Origin of the sequence: Psychrobacter pacificensis (genome assembly GCF_018336615.1) — a bacterium.
Taxonomy (GTDB): Bacteria; Pseudomonadota; Gammaproteobacteria; order Pseudomonadales; family Moraxellaceae; genus Psychrobacter; species Psychrobacter pacificensis.
Genome location: NZ_CP048752.1, coordinates 2,258,503 through 2,280,461, shown reverse-complemented (window position 1 = coordinate 2,280,461; position 21,959 = coordinate 2,258,503). Strand labels below are relative to the sequence as shown.

General features: G+C 46.3%; 18 protein-coding genes. 12 read left to right on the top strand and 6 right to left on the bottom strand.

Features of this window, described 5'->3' with window-relative positions; all coding sequences use genetic code 11:
* Positions 1–198: 198 nt before the first annotated feature.
* Complete coding sequence (locus GYK50_RS09550; protein ID WP_212563799.1) at positions 199–570, top strand: arsenate reductase; 372 nt, start codon at positions 199–201, stop codon at positions 568–570.
* Positions 571–592: 22 nt separating this feature from the next.
* On the opposite strand, the gene GYK50_RS09545 is transcribed toward GYK50_RS09550, so the two are convergent.
* From GYK50_RS09545 to GYK50_RS09520, 6 genes are all read right to left on the bottom strand, one after another.
* On the bottom strand, positions 593–829 hold the full coding sequence (locus GYK50_RS09545) for a hypothetical protein (protein WP_212563798.1): 237 nt from the start codon (positions 827–829) through the stop codon (positions 593–595).
* A gap of 13 nt (positions 830–842) precedes the next feature.
* On the bottom strand, positions 843–1,760 hold the full coding sequence (argB, locus tag GYK50_RS09540; RefSeq protein WP_212563797.1) for an acetylglutamate kinase: 918 nt from the start codon (positions 1,758–1,760) through the stop codon (positions 843–845).
* 74 nt (positions 1,761–1,834) lie between these two features.
* Entirely contained in the window at positions 1,835–3,682 is a 1,848-nt protein-coding gene (locus GYK50_RS09535) for a phosphohexomutase domain-containing protein (RefSeq protein ID WP_212563796.1), read from the bottom strand.
* Positions 3,683–3,859: 177 nt separating this feature from the next.
* The gene (gene dut, locus GYK50_RS09530; protein ID WP_212563795.1) at positions 3,860–4,324 is read right to left on the bottom strand and encodes a dUTP diphosphatase; all 465 of its coding nucleotides are present in this window, start codon (positions 4,322–4,324) and stop codon (positions 3,860–3,862) included.
* 126 nt (positions 4,325–4,450) lie between these two features.
* Positions 4,451–5,842: a magnesium transporter gene (mgtE, locus tag GYK50_RS09525; protein ID WP_212564543.1), complete on the bottom strand. Its 1,392-nt coding sequence runs from the start codon at positions 5,840–5,842 to the stop codon at positions 4,451–4,453.
* A 120-nt stretch (positions 5,843–5,962) separates the two neighbouring features.
* Positions 5,963–7,996 (bottom strand): UvrD-helicase domain-containing protein, encoded by a 2,034-nt coding sequence (locus GYK50_RS09520; protein WP_071003273.1) that lies wholly within the window; start codon positions 7,994–7,996, stop codon positions 5,963–5,965.
* 761 nt (positions 7,997–8,757) lie between these two features.
* On the opposite strand from GYK50_RS09520, the gene ndhC reads away from it, so the two are divergent.
* From ndhC to nuoL, 11 genes are all read left to right on the top strand, one after another.
* Positions 8,758–9,381 carry an NADH-quinone oxidoreductase subunit A gene (gene ndhC / locus GYK50_RS09515; RefSeq protein WP_212563794.1) on the top strand — a complete coding sequence of 208 codons (624 nt, stop codon included), beginning with the start codon at positions 8,758–8,760 and terminating at the stop codon, positions 9,379–9,381.
* Positions 9,382–9,518: 137 nt separating this feature from the next.
* Positions 9,519–10,187, top strand: a complete 669-nt coding sequence (locus GYK50_RS09510) for a NuoB/complex I 20 kDa subunit family protein (RefSeq protein WP_058024548.1) — start codon at positions 9,519–9,521, stop codon at positions 10,185–10,187.
* 143 nt (positions 10,188–10,330) lie between these two features.
* Entirely contained in the window at positions 10,331–12,106 is a 1,776-nt protein-coding gene (nuoC, locus tag GYK50_RS09505; protein ID WP_186474912.1) for an NADH-quinone oxidoreductase subunit C/D, read from the top strand.
* Positions 12,107–12,273: 167 nt separating this feature from the next.
* The gene (nuoE, locus tag GYK50_RS09500; RefSeq protein WP_093070707.1) at positions 12,274–12,783 is read left to right on the top strand and encodes an NADH-quinone oxidoreductase subunit NuoE; all 510 of its coding nucleotides are present in this window, start codon (positions 12,274–12,276) and stop codon (positions 12,781–12,783) included.
* Positions 12,780–14,204, top strand: coding sequence for an NADH-quinone oxidoreductase subunit NuoF (gene nuoF, locus GYK50_RS09495; protein WP_212563793.1), 1,425 nt, complete (start codon positions 12,780–12,782; stop codon positions 14,202–14,204). Before nuoE ends, nuoF begins: the two co-directional genes overlap by 4 nt.
* A gap of 10 nt (positions 14,205–14,214) precedes the next feature.
* Entirely contained in the window at positions 14,215–17,295 is a 3,081-nt protein-coding gene (gene nuoG, locus GYK50_RS09490) for an NADH-quinone oxidoreductase subunit NuoG (RefSeq protein ID WP_212563792.1), read from the top strand.
* A 52-nt stretch (positions 17,296–17,347) separates the two neighbouring features.
* On the top strand, positions 17,348–18,340 hold the full coding sequence (nuoH, locus tag GYK50_RS09485) for an NADH-quinone oxidoreductase subunit NuoH (protein WP_200960330.1): 993 nt from the start codon (positions 17,348–17,350) through the stop codon (positions 18,338–18,340).
* 55 nt (positions 18,341–18,395) lie between these two features.
* Complete coding sequence (nuoI, locus tag GYK50_RS09480; RefSeq protein ID WP_010198902.1) at positions 18,396–18,944, top strand: NADH-quinone oxidoreductase subunit NuoI; 549 nt, start codon at positions 18,396–18,398, stop codon at positions 18,942–18,944.
* Positions 18,941–19,672 (top strand): NADH-quinone oxidoreductase subunit J, encoded by a 732-nt coding sequence (gene nuoJ, locus GYK50_RS09475; protein ID WP_212563791.1) that lies wholly within the window; start codon positions 18,941–18,943, stop codon positions 19,670–19,672. The genes nuoI and nuoJ overlap by 4 nt, the downstream gene beginning before the upstream one ends.
* Positions 19,673–19,770: 98 nt before the next feature.
* Positions 19,771–20,079: an NADH-quinone oxidoreductase subunit NuoK gene (nuoK, locus tag GYK50_RS09470; protein WP_025653102.1), complete on the top strand. Its 309-nt coding sequence runs from the start codon at positions 19,771–19,773 to the stop codon at positions 20,077–20,079.
* Positions 20,080–20,083: 4 nt separating this feature from the next.
* Positions 20,084–21,958, top strand: coding sequence for an NADH-quinone oxidoreductase subunit L (nuoL, locus tag GYK50_RS09465; RefSeq protein ID WP_212563790.1), 1,875 nt, complete (start codon positions 20,084–20,086; stop codon positions 21,956–21,958).
* The last annotated feature ends 1 nt before the right edge of the window (position 21,959 follow it).

The following is a 21,959-nucleotide window of genomic DNA, read 5'->3' as shown; positions in this document are numbered from 1 at the left end:
CGGATTTGTTTAATACTGATCAAAATAGGTGGAATTTGACAATGCCATAGCATAGCGTAATTTGGCAAAAATTGCGACGATATGATGCATTTGCTCATCAGGTTTGACGATTAAAAGTGAGGTATTTTTTATATCCAATCAGCCTCCGGTATAATAGAAACGTTCACCAGTATTTATGAGTAATGATAAGGAGTCATCATGACCATCACCATTTACGGTATCAAATCATGTAGCACGATGAAAAAGGCGTTCACTAAGCTAGACGAGCTGGGCGTTAGCTATGAGTTTCATGATTATAAAAAACAAGGTGTCGATAAAGATACAGTACAGCGCTGGGTGAATGCGTTAGGGATTGATAAAGTGCTCAATAAGCGCGGCACAACATGGCGCAAGCTGACCGATGAGCAAAAGCAAGCAGCTGACGCCAGTGTGGACAATGCCATTGAGCTATTGGTTGAAAACACCAGTATGATCAAACGTCCGATTGTAGAAGATCAATTAGCAGATAAAGATCAGCCGATACTGCTGTGCGGTTTTGATGAAGCGGAGTTTGAGCGTGTGTTTGGTTAAAAACGGGCATAAAGAGCCCGAGCTAATAATTAAATCTTAGCTCGGGCTTGATAACGCCAACAATAAACCAAATCACACTAAAGCCCCAAATAATGAGCACATAGAGGCGGACCTGCTCCGCCGTCCAATCAAGGGCAAACCAGTCAATCATAAAAAACGACTTCCAGCCCTCTATCCATTTTGCGCCGCCATAGCCTATAATCCAACAACAATAGACCGTTTCTAATATAAACAGCATAAACCACAGCGACAAGGACATGATTTACTCATTTCTATGATTGGCTCAAAGCGGCCTCTATCTCACGGCTAATCAGTGTACCAACCCCTTCGTTAGTGAAAATCTCCAGTAACGTGGCATGAGGCACACGGCCATCAACGATAACGGCACTTTTAACACCGCTACGTACCGCATCAAGCGCACACTGTATTTTGGGAATCATACCGCCTGAGATCGTCCCATCTTCGATTAAAGCATCGACTTTCTTGGGTGTCAGCCCAGTCACTACCTCGCCGTCACGGCCCAATACGCCTTTGATATTGGTCAATAGCATCAGTTTCTCTGCTTGTAAAAACTCAGCCACTTTACCAGCGACTAGGTCTGCATTGATATTATAAGTATTGCCTTCTTTATCGACACCAAGTGGTGCGATAACGGGAATAAAATCAGAGGAGATGAGCATATTGATGACGTCTTTATTGACACTGACTACGTCGCCCACAAATCCTAAATCTACGGGAACCGCGACACCATCGGTACCGATTTTTTCCATCATCAGTTTTTTGGCTTGAATCAAGTTGGCGTCTTTGCCTGTGAGGCCAATTGCGCGACCGCCATGCTTGTTAATCAAACTAACAATCGATTTGTTGACACTGCCGCCAAGCACCATCTCTACGATATCCATCGTGCTTTTGTCAGTTACACGCATCCCATCGATACGATCAGACTGACGCCCCAGCTCTTTTAACAAGTTATCAACTTGTGGGCCACCACCATGTACAACGACTGGATGTATACCGACCGTTTTTAGCAAGACGATATCGCGAGCAAATGAGCTTTCGAGTTCAGGATCGGTCATGGCATTGCCGCCATATTTCACCACGATGAGTTTATCAACAAAGCGCTGAATATAGGGCAGGGCAGTGGTTAATACTTCAGCGGTGTTTTTGGCGTCATCTAAATTAAGTGTCATTCCTAACTCCTAAAGGGCGGGTTTTTAATGGGTTGTTCTTTTTAGCATATTTAATCGATACAGGTTTAATGCCGTTATTCAGCAGGCATGGCGATAATCTGTGTTGCCAGCTCTGCATCAAATGGGCGACACAACGCGGCAAAGGTCGCTTGAATGTCTTTTAGATCATCCATGCTGTCACCAGCGAAGCGCGCAGTCAGGCTATTACTGGTATTTGATTGACGCAACACGCCAAATCCGTGCGCAAAATCCAAGCGGACACCATCAACGCAGCTAAGTCTAGTGCCTGCTGGCAATAAAGACTTGGCTTGTTCGACAGCTATATGGGGTCTGATAGTGGAGCAAGTACAGACTGGTGACGCACATAAAGCAGTTGGTAGATTGGCAGCGTCTAGTCGGTAATCAGAAATATCAAACGAATCAGCATGAGTCGTCACGCTTGCTAGCTGCTGCAAGTAGGTACAAACCCTCGTTAATTGCTCCATGATTGAGCAATCTGTCCTAGCAGTCTGCGGCACCGGCAAATAATGATCTGCTGTACTGACCATGGCGGGCAAGCGTTGGAGAATATCTGATAGTGCATTTTTATCATCTAAGATATTACGAGACTTGGCAAACCAATGCAGTAAGCGCAATGCAGCATATATGGCATCATCATAAGGGATAAAGCGGCCATCATTAAAAATAAAATGCCCTGATAGCTCACCTGCAAAGACAATTTGACTATCAGGATGCTGTACCTGTTGGCGCATAAAGCTGCTACCGGTTTTGCTAATCACTGGCATCGCGCCAAGATCCGCCAGTAGCTTTGGCAGATGATGCGCGCATTTAATATCAAATAGCACCTCAGACGCTAAGGAGCTGGTCAAAGAATCCGGACGTTCTGTAATGGCAATGCGTGCTAACAAGTAGAGTAGGTGATCAGGCATGACCACTTTGCCGTTATTATCAACGATCATCAAACGATCACCATCACCATCAAATGCTAAACCAATATCGGCACAATGAGAAGCAACAGCTTGCTGCAGCGCTGTCAGACGGTTGGGCTCGGCTGGATCAGGATTACCAAGAGGAAAACTGCCATCTGGCGTGTCATTGAGCACAATGACATGCTGGCAAAAACGGTCAAATAAGCGCTGAGTGATGTTGCCAGTGGCACCGTGCATACAATCAATAACCACAACCAAATCAAGCTTAGACGCTGTTTTTCGGTTGTTTGTAGGTGCTGTCTGATTATCCTGAGTCAACTGGCAAAAGACTTGCTCAATAGCCGCGATATAGACATCTGCTACTTGCTTGGCAGGCAGCTCTTTAAGCAAAGCTCTAGACAATTCAGTATTGCTGCTAATATTTATATAGTGTGAGTCTGGTTCTGAGTCTAAGGTTGCTTGCTCGACCTGATTTTTAGATAAGTAATGAGTATGAGAGATTAATTGTTGATAAAGGGCTTGTATCTCTAAGCTACTAGGAGATTTATGATTGACCAACCACTTGATACCCAATACGTCTTTGGCAGAGTGGCTGGCGGTTACAATAATGCCATGACCTTGATACTGCTTTGCCCAAAACGCCATCATGGGTGTGGTAACAAGACCGAGCTGGATAACGCATAAACCCTGTTGGGCTAATACAGTAGAGAGTGTACGTGCAATCGATTCGCTGCCATGACGCATGTCATAGCCGATCACCACGATAGTTTCGGCTACTGTACCCTCTTGAACGTTAATGGTGCTATCGGGAGAATAAGTAAAATCAGTAGCAGCATGGGCATTACTATTTTTTGTGAATTGGCTGCGTTGAGAGCCATAGAGCTGAGCAAAACGATGGCCCAGCGCTTGTACAAACTCATCGGTGAAATGCGTGTTTATACCACGGATGTCATAAGCACGAAATAAGGATTGCTGCGCCGCAAAAGATGGCATGGCTTACTCTCCTTATGAACGTGTTAAATAGGTAATTATGAATACAAAACGGGTAGCGTAACATTCTATTAATGTAAACAATTACTCTTAGTCGCTATCCCAATAATTATTTTAGCCACTAAACTGGCACTGCTAACCTGAAATTGCCACCTCAACGATCATTAATTGAGCGAATAATTACTGACGGCCTGAATGTCCAAATCCGCCTGCACCGCGTACGCTTTTGTCACTGAACTCTGTGACCACTTCAAACTCAGGACGGGCAACAGGCACCACGATATACTGTGCCATGCGCTCTGCAGGGTTCAGAGTAAAGTCTTCGTTACTGCGATTCCAAATACTGACCATCAGCTCACCTTGATAGTCGGCATCAATCAGCCCAACCAAGTTACCCAAGACGATGCCGTGCTTATGGCCAAGGCCTGAGCGCGGTAGAATCATGCCTGCATAGTTAGGGTCTTGAATATAAACAGCAAGGCCCGTACCTATCAAGTGGGTTTCGCCTGCTTTGATCGTTAAAGGCTCATCAATACAAGCGCGCAGATCGATACCAGCACTGCCATCGGTAGCGCGAGTCGGTAGAGAAAATGCTTCATCTTCAGTAATTTTAGGGTTGACTACTTTTACTTGTACAGCTTGCATAACGCACTCACTTAACGATTTAGAAGTTTTATAAATTAAGTCTATTTAACAATATTTTATAAACAACAATGATATATAAATAGCAATGCTGTGTTTTTATTGGATACTTTATTATTTAGCAATTCACTAGAGTATTAACACACTCGCCAAGCCTAAAAATGACATAAAACCAACAATATCCGTCACGGTGGTCAAAATCACCGAGGCAGACAAGGCTGGGTCAATGTTCATGCGCTTAAGTAACAGCGGTATACTAATTCCCGAGACATTCGCCGCCGTCATGTTGATCGCAATGGCAAAGCCAATGACAGCACTAATTTCGATGTCATGAAACCATAATTGGGCAATAAATGCCATGATGATCGCCCAAATGATACCGTTTATCGCGCCAACCCACAGCTCTTTATTAAGGAGCCAGACTCGGTTAGAACCACCGATTTGACCCATTGCCATCCCGCGGATAACGACGGTCAAGGTTTGCGAGCCTGCAATACCGCCCATGCTGGCGACCACAGGCATCAATATCGCCAGCGCCACCACTTGTGCCAAGACTTCCTCGAATTGTCCAATCACCGCGGCTGCCAAGAGCGCGGTACATAGATTGATACCCAGCCAAACACTACGGCTTTTGGCACTGGTCAAAATAGGCGCAAACAGCTCTTCGTCTTGACTGACACCAGCAAGATTTTTCATAGTGCTGTCGACATCATCTTGGATAATCTCCATGATGTCCTCGCCATTTAGCTGTCCAACCAGCTCGCCATAGCTATTTGTCACGGGGGCGAAACGAATGTCTTCTGAACGAAAAATCGCTGCAGCATCTTGGATATCTAGGCGATCATTGATGGTGATAGCCGTATCAATCAGTTCTGAGACCAGCGTATTTTGGTCATGTTTAATCAGATCTACCAGACTCAATAGCCCAAGTAATTGCTGGCTTTGATCGACAACAAGCAGTTCTTGGCTTTCGTCATCGAGCAGATCCTCGTTTTCGCGTAGCCAATCCTGTACATCCGCCAGACAGATATCATCCCGTATTTGGATAATATCGGGATCCATGTAGCTCCCAACTTCCCAGTCATCATACGTATCAAGTTTATTGACTTGGACGCGCGTTTCTTCATCGAGCGTTGCCATGACTGAGGTACGTACGCTCTCAGTGACAGTATCCAAAATCTCAGAGATGTCTTGGGCATCAAGATCTTGGGTAAATAGCGAGATTTCTTGAGAAGAAATATTCTCTAATAATGGCTGGCGGGTATCGTACTCGAGCTCAGCAAGTACCTCACCTTTAATGCTCTCTGGTACTTGCTCCCAGATGAGTAGGCGGTTTTGAGCCGGGAAGGACTCTAGTAGGCTTGCAATCTCATACTCAGACTGCTTTTCTAAAAACTCTGTAATCGCCTCATATGCTTTATCAGCAACCAAATCCTGCAAATACAGCAGTTTATATTCGGCACTATATTCAGCCGGATTATAATCTCCTGGTAGCACTGATGGTCGTTCCTGATCGGGCATCGAGGTAGGCATAAGGATTCCAATATCTTTTATAAAATGTTAATAATAGCAAATGGTAAAACGTCGGGTTAGCGTTTGCCGAGTCAGTTCTTTTTGGCATCAGCACTGTCAATATTGATGTTAGCGCTTACCCAATAAAGCGCGAATATTGGCTAAATACTCATCAGCGACCGCTTCTGGGTCTTTGATGGCTTTTTTCTTTTTGGCCTTGGCGGGCCAGTCAACATGATCTTCTGGCAGCTCGTCCAAAAATCTGGACTCTGAGGTCACGCGCATCTGACCACCGGCACGGCGCTGGGCCGCAAGCGTCAAAGTCAGCTCACGACGCGCGCGGGTGATGCCTACGTACATCAGACGACGCTCTTCTTCGATCGTCTCACTCATGATAGAGTTGCGATGCGGTAGCATCTCTTCCTCAAGCCCCATGATATAGACAAAGTCAAACTCTAGACCTTTTGCAGCATGCAAGGTCATTAGATTGACTTTGTTGGTGTTCTCTTCTTCTTGCTGCTGCTCAAGCATGTCTAGCAAGACCAGCTTACGAATGATGGTATCAATCGTGCGGTCTTCGTCTTCTTCCGCGCGATTAATGAGCGATTGGATACTGGTATAGAGCATATCGATATTATCAATACGGTTTTTTTCTTGCTGCGGGGTTTTGGCATCGCTACGGACAAAATCTATATAACCCGTCTCATCAATCATTTGGCGTACGATTGGCACAGGATCAGGGTGTTGATCGAGCTCACGTGTATAGTGCTCGATGAACTCGCCAAACTCTTTGATCGTGCCATACGCTTTTGACGGCAACACATGAGCCAAGCCGGCATGAGTACAAGAAGCCAGTAGCGAGATACTATGCTCTTGAGCAAATAAGCCAAGCTTTTCTAGCGTGGCAGGTCCCATACCACGCTTGGGTGTATTGATAATACGCAAAAACGCGCTGTCATCTTCAGGGTTCAAAATCAGGCGTAGATAGCCCATGATGTCTTTGATTTCACTACGCGCAAAGAACGACTGACCGCCCGATAACTTATAGGGTACTTGTAGCTGGCGCAATTGTGCCTCAAGCATTCGTGCCTGAAAGTTACTGCGGTAGAGTACTGCATACTGCTCCCACTCATTACCAAAACGCAATTTGTGCGTGACGATTTCTTTGGCGACGCGCTCAGATTCATCGTCATCATTACGGCAGTTGATAATCCGAATTTTTTCGCCTTGACCTTTATCTGACCACAGTTTTTTTTCAAATAAATGCTCGTTGTTCAGAATAACGGCATTGGCTGAGGTCAAAATACGGGTGGTTGAACGATAATTTTGCTCAAGCATGACGATTTTTAGTTTTGGGAAATCTTCTTTTAGCAGTGCCATGTTTTCAGGCTTCGCCCCACGCCACGCATAGATAGATTGGTCATCATCACCCACCACGGTAAAACGACCTTGCGGACCAACCAAATGCTTAATCATTTCATACTGGGCGGTATTGGTATCTTGATACTCATCGACCAATAGATAACGAATACGGTTTTGCCATTTGTCTCGCAGCTCTCTATTTTCACGCAAGATTTTGGTCGGCAGTACAATCAAGTCGTCAAAATCGACGGCATTATACGCACGCAAGTTACGCTCATAAAGAGCGTACAAGGTCGCAAAAATCATGTCTTCTGGATCGTCTAACGTCTCCATCGCCTTGTCAGGCTCAATCAAATCGTTTTTCCAATCAGAGATCATCTTGATGGCTTTACCAACCAGCTCACGACTTTCAGCGCCACTTAAGTTGTCGCGCATCATCAGCTCCATCAAGAGGCGCTTACTATCATCGCTGTCCATGATAGAGAAGTTGCCTTTTAGCGGCGTATGCATCAGCTCATAGCGCAAAAACTGCAGGCCAAATTGGTGAAAGGTCGATACAGTCAAGCCGCGCGTTTTTTCGCTTGGGAGCAGTTTGCTCACACGGGCTTTCATTTCACGTGCCGCCTTATTAGTAAAGGTTACCGCTGTGATGCGCTCGGCTGGCATGTCGCACTCTTGAATCAGATACGCAATTTTACGCGTGATCACCGAGGTCTTACCGGAGCCAGCACCTGCGAGCACAAGTAGTGGGCCGGATACGTAGAGCATGGCTTCTTGTTGTTTGGGATTGAGTTGACTCATAACGTGACCTGTAAGACAAAAGCAAAAAGAGGGTAGCGCTGATATAGCACAATTGATATCTTAATAATGTTTGTTATAAGGATAATAGAATTTAAGGTTTGATGATGACATATCGTAAAATTAGGTGGGTCATTATAAAGCAAAAACGGTCACTTTGGGGGAGGAGTTGGGTGATGAAAATAGGGTATGAGCGCACTTGATTTTTGGTAAATAGCGTGACAGCTTTTGCGCATCGAACAAAGCATGGATTTGGGGTTAATATAAGGTAACGTCTATATCATAATTTTTGGTAAAAAAAACACATTTTGTTTCATAGAAAATGACCGTCGAATACAGTTAAAAACTAGCTTTTAGGCACTGATATGCGTATAGTACATAAATAATTTATGCCAGTTGTCACGTCATTATTAACCACGTGTAATGAGCTATTAAATCAATTAAGTACGCAGTCAGATATGATATTGATTTAATACGTTGATCTTACGTTGTTAGAAGATGCGTTGGGCGACCAGCCTTTATCCGCGTGCATACCGGAATCTCTACCGTTGGTCAGGTCTGACATCGTCGTTAATAAGCTTGATAATTGGTTATTACCAGCAAAATACCTAACATGTGACTCAATGACAGTTACTTAAACACAGTGTCAGTGAATGACAACTGCTTTGTGTTTTCGTCTGCGTTATACCTGTCGTGAGGCGGCCTTAATGGGTCAGTGCCTGCGCTGTGTCTAACACTCGATTGGGTGAGGAGCACGTATTATCATGTCTGCTTTTAATTGGTCAGCAGTTGCTTTTATCTTAGCCGCCATTGGGCTAGTTGTCTTTATGCTGGTGGTACCGCGTTTACTTGGCGGCCGCTCTCAAGGCTTACAAAAAGAAGAGATATTTGAAGCGGGTGTTGTCGGATCTGGCAACGCCCGTATTCGTTTGTCTGCTAAATTCTATTTGGTCGCGATTTTCTTTGTGATTTTCGATTTAGAGGCGCTGTATCTCTACGCGTATTCTGTGTCAGTACGAGAGGCCGGCTGGCTTGGTTTTGCCGCTGCTGCTACCTTTATCACTATTCTGATTATCGGTTTGATTTATGAGCTGAGCTTGGGTGCGATGAACTGGGCACCTGCTGACAAGCTGCGTAAAAAGGCACGCTTATATGCCGTGCCTGCTGGCTTTAACTTAGCAGATATCACCAAGTTTGATGGTGCTCATGAGCTGATGGTCGATCCTACTGGTAAAGTACCCGCACAATCATCCGGTCAAATCAATGTCTCAAACAATATCGAAGCCAATCGCCGTCATCTACAAAACATCGATCATATTAATACCACAGGTAATGTGACGTCTGTGGACTTTGCGACGTCTGCACAAAACGACAAGCCTGCGCACTAGTGAGTGCTGCTGGCTTTCGCTGATCGCATTTTGTTGCAACGATTGCTTGTGATTGGCCCCTTATTAATAACGAAATTTTTGGCGACAGCGTATACAAGATGAGTATGACGCCAAGCCTAATATAAAGGTTGTATGTTATGAAATACACATTAACAAAAGCCAACCCTGATGCAGATACCTACCCTGCACAGACCCGCCAAACGGTCAATGATCCTATCGAAGATGAAGTCAATAAAAACGTCTTTATGGGTCGTCTCGAAGACCTCGTTCATTCGACAGCAAACTGGGGGCGCAAGCACTCGCTCTGGCCATTTAACTTTGGTACGTCTTGCTGTTATGTTGAATACGCCACTACCTTAACCGCCGTTCATGATTTGTCACGCTTTGGGGCCGAAGTTATCCGTGCCTCACCCCGTCAGGCAGATGTGATGATCGTTGCTGGTACATGTTTTGTCAAAATGGCCCCTGTTATTCAGCGTCTTTATGAGCAAATGCTTGAGCCAAAATGGGTCATCTCTATGGGTGCTTGTGCCAACTCGGGCGGCATGTATGATATCTACTCGGTCGTACAAGGGGTGGATAAAGTGATCCCTGTTGATGTGTATGTGCCAGGCTGTCCGCCGCGTCCAGAAGCATTGATTCAAGGCTTGATGTTGCTACAAGAATCTATCACCAAAGAGCGTCGTCCGCTGGGCATCCATGTCAATGAGCAGGGTATCTATCAACCGCAAATGACGCCTGAGCGTGACCGTAAACAAGCAGATCGTATCGCTGTAAAAAACTTGCGTAGCCCAGACAGCATCTAAGTTTAGACAGCATCTAAATTTAGATAGCATGTAGATTTAGCAACCTCAATATTTTATGCGCTCATCATGGTTTGGTTATGACTGACATAGCCTCACTGTGATTGACATCGCTCAGTTATGATTAATGAAGGAATACATCATTCATGGTCACGGTAGTCGAAAACACAGATCCTAAGATCAAGCCCGTCCCAGCCGTCATTACAGAGCTGGAGCAAAAGTATGCTGGTAAATTTGTCGTACAGCACACTGTGGATGAGATTCCAACAGTCTGGGTGGCGCGTGCAGATTTATTAGACGTGCTTTTATTTTTGCGCAAACTGCCCAAGCCCTACGTCATGCTATTTGACTTGTCAGCGATAGATGAGCGCTTGCGTCAGCATCGTGCGGGTTTGCCTGACAGTGACTTTACGGTGTTTTATCACCTGATGTCGCTTGAGCGCAATAGTGATATACGTGTCAAGGTCGCACTGAGCGAAGATGACCTCAATGTCCCAAGCGCGACCAATATTTGGCCAAATGCCAACTGGTATGAGCGCGAAGTGTGGGACATGTTCGGTATTGTCTTTACAGGTCATCCGCATTTGACCCGTATTTTATTGCCAAAATACTGGGAAGGTCATCCACTGCGTAAAGAATATCATGCGCGTGCGACTGAATTTACCCCGTATTTCTTGAATACCGCCAAGCAGCAATACGAGCAAGAAAACCTACGTTTTGTCCCAGAAGAGTGGGGCATGAAGCGCTCAGGTCGTGATGAAGACTTTATGTTCTTGAACATCGGTCCTAACCACCCCTCCGCTCACGGTGCGTTTCGTTTGGTACTACAGTTGGATGGCGAGGAAGTCGTCGACTGTATCCCTGATATTGGCTATCACCATCGCGGCGCAGAAAAGATGGCTGAGCGTCAAACATGGCACTCATTTATTCCTTATACCGACCGTATCGATTATTTAGGCGGTGTGATGAATGAGCTGCCTTATATCATGTCAGTCGAAAAGCTCGCTGGGATTACCGTCCCACCTCGCGCCGAGACTATCCGTGTGATGATGAGCGAGTTTTTCCGTATTACCAACAATTTGCTATACGTCGGTACATTCATTCAGGATGCAGGTGGTATGACCCCTGTATTTTATATGTTTACCGATCGCCAAAAAGCCTATGACGTCATCGAAGCCGTGACAGGCTACCGTATGCATCCGGCTTGGTTCCGTATCGGTGGTACGGCGGCTGATCTGCCACGTGGCTGGCAGCGTTTGGTGCGTGAGTTCTTAGATTGGATGCCTAAGCGCCTGGACGAGTATGTCAAAGCAGCACTACAAAACAGCGTGCTCAAAGGTCGTACCCAAGGCGTCGCTCAGTACAATGCCAAGCAAGCATTGGCTTGGGGCGTGACGGGCGCTGGTCTGCGCGCGACAGGCGTGGATTTCGATATGCGTAAAGCGCGTCCTTACATGGGCTATGAGAATTACGATTTTGCAGTGCCAGTTGGTTACAACGGTGACGCTTATGATCGCTGTATGGTCAAAGTTGAGGAGATGCGTCAGTCATTACGTATCATTCGTCAATGTATGGACAACATGCCACAAGGCCCTTATAAGGCAGATCATCCACTGGCCGTACCACCGCCGAAAGACCGTACACTGAACGATATCGAAACGCTGATTAACCACTTTATCTCCGTATCATGGGGTCCTGTAATGCCAGCGGGTGAGTGTACGACGATTGTCGAGGCGACCAAAGGTCTGAACAGTTATTATATTACCTCAGACAAAGCCACAATGAGCTATCGTACGCGTATCCGTACGCCAACGTTTGCTCATATACAGCAGATGCCATCGGTCATTAATGGCTCACTGGTTTCTGATGCCATTATGTATTTGGCATCGATTGATATTGTGATGGCGGACTGCGATCGTTAAGATTTTGATCTTTAAGGTTAAACCGCTGCTTAAAAAGTATTTGTTCATCAATATATTATTGCCTGATGGCACACCAAAATGCTGTCGCTTGTCGATATAACCACGGTTTTAAGTAGACTGATATTGGCTTGTGATAGAGCAGGATGAGTGAGGAAAGACAGAAGATTATGAAAATTGTTTCCGACAAAATGCCAAAAGTAGATGTGGAAAGCATCCTCACCACTGAGGAAATCGCTGCCATTCATGAATATATGCATCACTATCCCCATGCGCGCGCCGCCTCGCTAGATGCGCTAAAAATTGTGCAAAAGCGCAATGGCTGGGTCGATGATGCGCAAGCAAACGCTATTGCCAACATCCTAGACATCCCGATGTCAGACATGGATGGGGTCGCCACTTTCTTTAACCGTATTTATCGCCAGCCTGTCGGTCGCCATGTGATTCTCATCTGTGACTCCGTGGCTTGTTATTTGACAGGTTATGAAGCGCTGTCAGCTGAGATCAGATCACAGCTGGGTATTGAGTATGGTCAGACAACTGCTGATGGACGTTTTACGCTATTGCCAATTTGCTGCTTGGGCAACTGTGATAAGGGGCCAGCGGTACTAATTGATGAAGACACTTACGGCCCTGTCCAGCCCTCCGAGGTCGCGCAATTATTGGAGCTATACGCATGAGTTTAACGATTTCAGAGCAGATTGCTCGTCGCGGTCAAGGCCAAGCGCCAAGCCAGCTAAATGCACAGCGTGTTCCAATTTATGGCGATAAAGCGACAGCCACTAGCGAAACCAAGCCATTGACTTGGCGTTTGGCGCATCATGATGCGGTGCTTGATTTAGCCACTTATGAGTCTCTAAAAGGCTTCACTGGTCTAAAAGAAGCGCTATCTAAATCGCCAAAAGACGTCGGCAATATGATTAAAGCCGCCAATGTCCGAGGTCGCGGTGGTGCAGGTTTTAACGCGGGTCTAAAGTGGTCGTTTATGTCGCCGCCGGACGGTTTGCCGCGTTATCTTATCTGTAATGCTGATGAAATGGAGCCGGGTACTTTTAAAGACCGTCTATTAATGGAGCGTTTACCGTTTCAGTTGATTGAAGGTATGCTTATTACCGCGCATGCGATTGGTGCCACTGACGGTTATATCTTTATCCGCGGTGAGTATATCTTGGCCGCTGAACGTTTGGTCGCTGCTATCGAAGAATGTTTGGCCAACAATCTCATGGGCGACAATATTTTAGGCTCAGATTTTAGTTTTAATCTGCATGTGCATACTGGCGCTGGACGTTATATTTGCGGTGAAGAAACCGCATTGATTAACAGCTTAGAAGGTCGCCGTGCTAACCCACGTACCAAACCCCCTTTCCCGCAAATCTCTGGTGCATGGGGCAGACCAACGGTTGTCAATAACGTTGAGACCTTATGCAATATGCCAGCCATCTTGAATCACGGCGTAGAGTGGTATCAATCACTATCCGAGATTAAAGGTAAAAGTAAAACGCCAGGCACCAAATTATTTGGCTGTTCAGGCTTGGTCAATGATCCAGGTCTCTGGGAGTTACCCTTTGGTTATACGGCTCGCGAAATCATTGAAGATTTAGCCGGTGGTATGAAAGATGGTAAAACGCTGAAGGCTTGGTTACCGGGCGGCGCCTCGACGGACTTTTTAACCGCCGATCATTTGGATGTGGTCGTAGATTTTGACACCATTCAAGAAGCGGGTAGCCGTATGGGTACTGGGCTTATCATGGTCGTCGATGAGTCGCAAGATATGGTGCCGTTACTTCGTAACCTTGAGATTTTCTTTCAACGCGAGTCGTGCGGCTGGTGTACACCGTGTCGTGATGGCTTACCGTGGGGCGTCAAATTGCTGACCGCTATCAATAACGGTGAGGGACAAGTGGGCGATGTCGAAAAACTAGAGGGCCTGACGCGTGATTTATGGATTGGCAAGACGTTTTGTGCCCATGCACCAGGTGCGATGGAACCCCTCATGAGTGCGATTAAATATTTCCGTCCAGAGTTTGATCAAAAAATCGCGCAGGCGGTTGGTGTCGATGTGATTGATGCGGCAGCCAACCAACAGCCAGCAGTGAAATAAGGAGAGCGGCATGGCAGTCATACATATTGATGGAACCACTGTCGAAGTAGATAGCGCAGACAACTTACTACAAGCCTGCTTATCACTCGGCATTGATGTGCCGTATTTTTGTTATCATCCAGCCCTAGGCTCAGTAGGCTCGTGCCGTCAGTGCGCGGTCAAGCAATTCCAGAATAAAGACGATATGGAAGCAGGTCGTGGTCGTCTCGTCATGTCATGTATGGTCGCCCCTGGCGATGACATGTACATCTCTGTGACTGACGATGAAGCCAAAGCATTCCGCAAGTCGATGGTTGAGCTACTCATGACCAACCATCCACATGACTGTCCAACCTGTGAAGAGGGTGGACATTGTCATTTGCAAGACATGACTTATATGTCAGGTCATAGCCGTCGTCGCTATCGCTTTACCAAACGCACGCATCAAAACCAAGAGCTTGGTCCATTCATCGCGCATGAAATGAACCGCTGTATCGCTTGCTATCGTTGTGTACGTTTTTACAAAGACTACGCAGGCGGCGAAGATTTGGGTGTTTATGGCTCAAACAACCGCGTGTATTTTGGCCGTGATAAAGATGGGCAGTTTGAAAGCGAATTTTCAGGCAACTTAACCGAAGTGTGTCCAACTGGGGTATTCACTGACAAAACGCATTCTGATCGCTACAACCGTAAATGGGACATGCAGTATGCGCCAAGCATCTGTCATGGTTGCTCAGCGGGCTGTAATACCTCACCGGGCGAGCGTTATGGTGAATTGCGCCGTATCGAAAACCGCTACAACGGCGACGTAAACCGCTATTTCTTATGTGACCGTGGCCGCTTTGGTTATGGTTATGTCAACCGCGCTGATCGTCCAACCCAAGCGCTTGAACGTATCAATGATAAGCATGTCAAAATCAATATTGACTACGCACTTGATGAAACTATCAAACGTATCAAAGAGAAAAAAGTTATCGGGATTGGCTCACCACGTGCCAGTTTAGAGACCAACTTTGCGCTAAAAAATCTGGTCGGCTTTGATAATTTCTCAACCGGTCTGAACCATCAGCAGCAAGCACTGGTCAATAAGTGCATCGAAGTGCTTAGCACTGAAGGCATTTATAACCCTAGCATGACTGATATCGAGACGCATGATGCAGTGCTCGTATTAGGTGAAGATATCACGCAAACGTCATCACGTGTCGCGCTGTCAGTACGTCAAGCCGCAAAAAATGAAGGTTTGAAAATGGCAGCGGCGCTGCAAACGCAACCTTGGCTTGCTGAACCCGTCAAACGTATCGCTCAAGATGCGCTAAGCCCAGTCTATGTCATCGATGTAACCCAAACCAAGCTAGAAGACATCAGTAAAGTGAGCGTAGTGGCGACCCCTGAAGACATCACTAAACTTGGCTTCAAGGTCGCTGATGAGATTGCGAGCTTCGCTGATGACTTAGCAGACATAGCAGATCCACAAGCAGCTGAACAAAATGCTGATGCTAGTACTGAGACTGATGGTATGCAAGCGTTGGCTCAGCAAATCGCTTATGATTTGATTCAAGCTGATAAGCCGTTAGTTGTCTCAGGTAGCAGCTTGTCTTCTACCGCATTGATAGAAGCGGCGGCGCAGATCACCCAAGCGTTGACCCAAAAACGTGCAGCAATCAAAGCGACTGAGCAGCAGCAAGTTGAGGCACATAATGCCAAAGTACAGGCAGCGCAAGCGAAAGCGGCTAATGACCAACCTGAAGAAGACCAAGATTTATCTGCTAAGCCAAACAAACCGGAAACGGGCGTAAATACAGAAGCGCAGGATAATGTCGAACGCGCACCTGCTGAAAACCTTGAGTTAAAAGAAGTGAACGCACAGTATCAGGCACAAGCAGGTATCTATCTAACGGTTCCTGATGCCAATAGCATGGGCGTTTGTATGCTTGGCGGTCAGTCAGTTGAAGAGCTGCTAGCCACTGATTACGATGTGGTTGTGGTTGCAGAAAACCAGCTAACAGATGCGATTGATGCCAATAAATTGACACAGCTACTGACTGATAAAACGGTCATTGCGTTAGATCATCAGCTGCTTGATTGGCATAAGGACGTCGATATCGTACTGCCAGCGGCTAGCTTTGCAGAAGCGGATGGCACATTGATATCAGCTGAAGGTCGTGCGCAGCGTTTCTTCCAAGTTTATGACAACGAATACTACCATCCGATGAGCAGTATTAAAGAAGGCTGGCGCTGGATACATGCTGTGCATAGCAGTATTGAAGGTCGTGATGTCGACTGGACGCAGCTAGATGATGTGATCAATGCATTGATTGCCACCCATCCTAAGCTTGCAGGTATCAAAGGCGCTGCGCCTGAAGCGGACTACCGTATGACTGGTCTGAAAATCGCGCGTCAACCGCGCCGTTACTCAGGTCGTACTGCTATGCGTGCGCCAATCTCAGTGCATGAGCCGATGCAGCCAAAAGATTTGGACACTGGTTTGACCTTCTCAATGGAAGGTTATAGCGGTAAAGAAGCACCAAGCTCGATGATTCCTTTTGCCAATGCGGCAGGTTGGAACTCCCCGCAGGCATGGAACAAATACCAAGACAAAGTCGGCGGACATCTGAAAAATGGTGATCCAGGGGTGCGTTTGTTCGATCAGCTAGAGCGTCTAGCCACTCGTCAATATGTGGCGCCAGAAGCCATGTCTTCGAATACAACTGACTTACAACAAGGCCAAGCGAAGCTAGTACCGATTCATAACATCTATGCCAGCTCAATGATGGCATCACGTAGCCCAATCGTCGCAGAGCAGCTGCCAGTTGCAGCATGGCGTATCGGTATAGATGATGCCAAAGACTGGAATATTGCTGCTGGTGATTACTTGGCGATTGAAATTGACAAGCAACAAATCACCTTGCCAGTACAGCTGGTTGGTTATTTGGCAGAAGGCTGTATCGGTTACCCAGTCGGGCAGGTGAGTATTATTCACCCATCAATGCCAGCGTCGGTACGGAAAGTAGACGCACCAGTAACGATGATGGGTAGCATGGCTAACGATATGATGAACAATAACGACGCAGCGCAAATGAACGCAGCGCCGACCACCACACAGGAGGTGTAATATGCAAGTTACCCGTATTATCCCTGATGTGCCAAGCTTTTTGGCGGGTAGCATGAGCTTTGATACTTGGTCTATTCTGTTTTTGGTGGGTCAATCGCTAGTCATCTTTTTGGTCGTGGTATTGGTTGCCGCAATGATGATTGTCTATGAGCGCCGCATGCTGGCATTATGGCAAGATCGTTATGGTCCAAACCGCGTAGGGCCTTTTGGTTCGTTGCAGTTAGTCGCTGACATGCTCAAAATCTTCTTTAAAGAAGACTGGACACCAAACTTTACTGATAAGTTTATGTTCACCTTGGCACCTGCGGTCGCGATGTTCACGGCACTGGCTTCATTTGCCATTATTCCTATCTCGCCAACACTTGGCGTGGTTGATTGGGATATTGGTATTTTGTTTTTCTTTGCCATGGCGGGTATTGCTGTTTACGCCGTGATGTTCGGTGGTTGGGCATCTGCCAATAAATTCTCGCTACTCGGTGGTTTGCGCTCAGCTGCACAGACGATCAGTTACGAAGTGTTTTTAGGTTTGTCGTTGATGGGCGTTGTTGCACTAACAGGTTCATTTAACTTACGCGCTATTGTTGAGTCACAAGTCGACGGCTGGTATATCATTCCGCAGTTTTTTGGATTTTTAACCTTTGTGGTCGCGGGTGTGGCGGTTACGCACAGACATCCATTTGACCAACCAGAAGCAGAGCAAGAACTGGCTGAAGGCTATCATGTCGAATATTCGGGCATGAAGTTTGGTATGTTCTTCATTGGTGAGTATGTCAACGTTGTCTTGATTTCTGCCTTGATGACTTGCTTGTTCTTTGGCGGTTGGCTTGCGCCGTTCAATTTAGATATCCCATTTATTCCACCAGCTTTTTGGTTCATGATTAAAACGCTATTCTTTATGACCATGTTTATTTTGGCTCGAGGCTCACTCATGCGTCCGCGTTATGATCAGGTGATGAACTTTGGCTGGAAAGTATGTCTGCCAGTAACGCTGATTAATCTATTAATCACTGCTGCGGTCATTTTGATCTTTTCCCCAACGTTATAGTCATTACTAGCCATCACTGATGAACTAGGGTAAAGCTGATAAGGATAATAATCCCATGTTTACTACCATAAAAAAGACCGTCATTGGTATATTTACCATTGTCCGCAGCATGTGGATGGTCAATAGTCATGCACTCAGACCGCGTGACACCATCCTTTATCCTGAAGAGCCGGTACCTGTGCCGCCGCGTTTTCGTGGACGTATTGTCCTTACGCGTGATCCTGATGGAGACGAGCGCTGTGTCGCTTGTAACTTGTGTGCGGTGGCATGTCCGGTAGGGTGTATCTCATTACAAAAAGCCGAGCGTGAAGATGGACGCTGGTATCCAGAGTTTTTTAGAATTAACTTCTCACGCTGTATCTTTTGTGGATTGTGTGAAGAAGCCTGTCCAACGACAGCGATTCAAATGACCCCAGATTTTGAGCTGGGTGAATATAAGCGCCAAGATTTGGTCTATGAAAAAGAGCATTTGCTCATTTCAGGACCAGGTAAATACCCTGATTATAACTATTATCGTGTGACAGGTATGGCGGTAGCAGATAAACCAAAAGGTGCAGCACAAAATGAGTCTGCACCGATTGATCTAAGGAGCTTGCTACCATGATGAATATTTTGAACCATCCTGAACTGGCTGGGTTTTATTCACTGGCGGCAGTGGCAATATTTGCCAGTCTGCGCGTCGTGACTCAGGCCAATCCAGTGCATGCTATCTTATCGATGATTGTATCGTTGCTGGCAATTGCTGGGATATTCTTTGTATTAGGAGCGCCGTTTGCAGGTGCGCTAGAGATTGTTGTTTATGCTGGTGCCATTATGGTGCTATTTGTTTTCGTTATCATGATGCTGAACTTGGGCATGAGTAATGACGAGCGCGAAGAGCGTTGGCTCGATGCTGGTACTTGGGCGATACCGACAGGATTGACGATAATCATTGCCGTTGTGCTCTATGCAATGATTGGTATGGGTCATGATGAAGCCGTTATGATGGGTGGCACGACTATCTCTGCCAAAGCAGTCGGTACGGTGCTATTTACCAAATATATCATGCTGGTTGAAATTGCAGCTTTGTTACTACTAGCGGCTTTGGTGGCGGCATATCATTTGGGTAAAGAGTCGATTGATGAAGAGATCGTCGATCATGCGAGTCAAGACTTTCAGCCAAGTGTAGGCAGTATCAAACAATACGATAATGACAGTGCGCTTACACAGCATGATGGCGTAGAAATGGCTAAGCCCTACGAATATAAAGATGTTGACCCGCATGACTATGTTGGTATGAAGATAGGCATGAACACAGGTGCGAACAAAGTGACGCGCAAGGAGGCAGACTAATGGTACTAGCAGCAAGCGTGGCACAAGAGGTGTCAAACGTGCCGTTTGCCCACGAGGTGGCAGGCTTAGTACAGCCAGTTGCTGAGGCGCAAAATGTACTGGGTATGATACCCATGAGCCATGGGCTGATTTTGGCAGGTATTTTATTTGCCATCGGTCTGTGCGGCGTCATGGTACGACGTAACTTCTTATTTATGCTCATGAGTCTTGAGATCATGATGAATGCGGCAGCACTAGCATTTGTCGTGGCAGGTAGTCGCTGGGTCGATCCAGACGGGCAGATTATGTTTATCTTTATTTTGACCTTGGCCGCGGCTGAAGCGTCGATTGGTCTGGCAATATTATTGCGTTTTTATCATCAGCGTGGGCATCTCGATGTCGATAGCGCCAATGAGATGAAAGGATGATGTCATGAGTTTATTACCATTAACCTTTATATTCCCGCTCATTGGCTTTTTGATTTTAGCCTTTATGCGCGACAAATTATCAGAGACGGTCGCAGCGATTGTCGGCGTGGGTAGCATGCTGTTATCAGCATTATGTACGCTAGTCGTTAGCTATACCTTTTTGACCACCAATCCAGCTGGAACGGTAATTGAAGTTCCGCTATGGACATGGTTCCAAGTTGGCGACTTTGCGCCGCATTTTGGCTTGAGCTTTGATGGTCTTGCATTGACTATGACAGGCATCATTACTGGGATTGGCTTTTTGATTCATCTGTTTGCCTCTTGGTATATGAAAGGCGACACTGGCTTTGCCCGTTTCTTTAGCTATATGAACTTGTTTGTGGCCAGCATGCTGTTACTGGTACTCGCAGATGATTTGTTCTTGCTATATCTTGGCTGGGAAGGCGTGGGTATCTGTTCGTACTTATTGATTGGTTATTATTACCATGACAGAGCCAACGGTCGCGCCGCGATGAAAGCCTTTACCGTCACGCGTGTTGGTGATGTGTTCTTAGCCTTCGGTTTGTTCTTATTATTCCGCGAATTCGGTACGCTTAATATTCAAGAGATTATTACGCGCGCGCCAGAAGTGTTCGATATCAATAATCCAACGATGATACTTACCACGATGATGTTGGTCGGCGGCGCAATGGGTAAATCAGCGCAGTTGCCACTACACACATGGCTTGCTGATGCGATGGCAGGTCCAACACCCGTATCGGCATTGATTCACGCGGCAACAATGGTAACGGCTGGCGTTTATCTGATTGCCCGCTTGCATCCATTGTTTGAGTTGACCCCAGGCATCTTATTATATTGGGTTGGTGGCGTCGGGGCATTGACGCTGGTCGTTGCTGGATTCTGTGCGCTCGCACAAACAGACATTAAACGTATCCTTGCGTATTCAACCATGAGTCAAATTGGCTATATGTTCTTAGCGCTTGGCGTGGGTGCGTGGCAAGGGGCAATCTTCCATTTGATGACCCATGCTTTCTTTAAAGCATTATTATTCTTGTCATCAGGTGCGGTTATTCTTGCGGTACATCATGAGCAAGATATCTTTAAAATGGGCGGTCTGCGTAAAAAGATACCATTGGTATTTTGGTGTTATATCATTGGTGGCGGTGCGCTCGCTGCGATACCTTGGGTTACCGTTGGTTTTTATTCTAAAGAAGCGATTCTTTGGGAAACTTATGCCACAGGTCACTTAGTACTATTCTATATGGGTGTGTTCGGCGCATTCTTAACCGCAATCTATACGTTCCGTATGATTTGGATCATCTTCTTCGGTGAAGAAAAAACCCATGCGCACAAGCTATCAGGGGTGTCGTACTGGTTACCTTTGACGGTATTACTTGTATTGTCTACCGCTGTTGGTGCATGGATTACACCGCCACTACAAGGTGTATTGCCAGAGAGCGTGGGTCACTTATTAGAAGTCGCGGGTCAAGACCATGCTAAGCACACCGCAGAGTATATCGCGATGGGTGCGATGGTGGCCGGTTTGATATTGGCAGCACTATTATATGTCGTCAATAAAGGTCGCATGCTCATGAGCTTTAAGCGCTCACGTATTGGCGGGGCGCTATATCATTGGTGCTATCACGGTCTAGGTTTTGATGCGCTATACGATATAATTTTTGTAAAACCCTTTTTGTTCATCGGCCGCTTATTAAAAGCCGACCCTATCGATAAAACGTGGCTATTCTTGCCTAAGCTGGCTTCGGCAGGTAATAAAGTATTGTCTGCGACGCAAACAGGGTCTCTTCGAGGTTATGCCACAAGCTTTGGCTTGGGTATGGCTGTATTGCTGGTGCTGGTAATGATAACGGTGGTGTAAA

Coding starts and splice junctions, on each gene's coding strand:
- GYK50_RS09550 (WP_212563799.1), top strand. CDS start 199: ATGACCATCACCATTTACGGTATCAAATCATGTAGCACGATGAAAAAG.
- GYK50_RS09545 (WP_212563798.1), bottom strand. CDS start 829: ATGTCCTTGTCGCTGTGGTTTATGCTGTTTATATTAGAAACGGTCTAT.
- argB (WP_212563797.1), bottom strand. CDS start 1,760: ATGACACTTAATTTAGATGACGCCAAAAACACCGCTGAAGTATTAACC.
- GYK50_RS09535 (WP_212563796.1), bottom strand. CDS start 3,682: ATGCCATCTTTTGCGGCGCAGCAATCCTTATTTCGTGCTTATGACATC.
- dut (WP_212563795.1), bottom strand. CDS start 4,324: ATGCAAGCTGTACAAGTAAAAGTAGTCAACCCTAAAATTACTGAAGAT.
- mgtE (WP_212564543.1), bottom strand. CDS start 5,842: ATGCCCGATCAGGAACGACCATCAGTGCTACCAGGAGATTATAATCCG.
- GYK50_RS09520 (WP_071003273.1), bottom strand. CDS start 7,996: ATGAGTCAACTCAATCCCAAACAACAAGAAGCCATGCTCTACGTATCC.
- ndhC (WP_212563794.1), top strand. CDS start 8,758: ATGTCTGCTTTTAATTGGTCAGCAGTTGCTTTTATCTTAGCCGCCATT.
- GYK50_RS09510 (WP_058024548.1), top strand. CDS start 9,519: ATGAAATACACATTAACAAAAGCCAACCCTGATGCAGATACCTACCCT.
- nuoC (WP_186474912.1), top strand. CDS start 10,331: ATGGTCACGGTAGTCGAAAACACAGATCCTAAGATCAAGCCCGTCCCA.
- nuoE (WP_093070707.1), top strand. CDS start 12,274: ATGAAAATTGTTTCCGACAAAATGCCAAAAGTAGATGTGGAAAGCATC.
- nuoF (WP_212563793.1), top strand. CDS start 12,780: ATGAGTTTAACGATTTCAGAGCAGATTGCTCGTCGCGGTCAAGGCCAA.
- nuoG (WP_212563792.1), top strand. CDS start 14,215: ATGGCAGTCATACATATTGATGGAACCACTGTCGAAGTAGATAGCGCA.
- nuoH (WP_200960330.1), top strand. CDS start 17,348: ATGAGCTTTGATACTTGGTCTATTCTGTTTTTGGTGGGTCAATCGCTA.
- nuoI (WP_010198902.1), top strand. CDS start 18,396: ATGTTTACTACCATAAAAAAGACCGTCATTGGTATATTTACCATTGTC.
- nuoJ (WP_212563791.1), top strand. CDS start 18,941: ATGATGAATATTTTGAACCATCCTGAACTGGCTGGGTTTTATTCACTG.
- nuoL (WP_212563790.1), top strand. CDS start 20,084: ATGAGTTTATTACCATTAACCTTTATATTCCCGCTCATTGGCTTTTTG.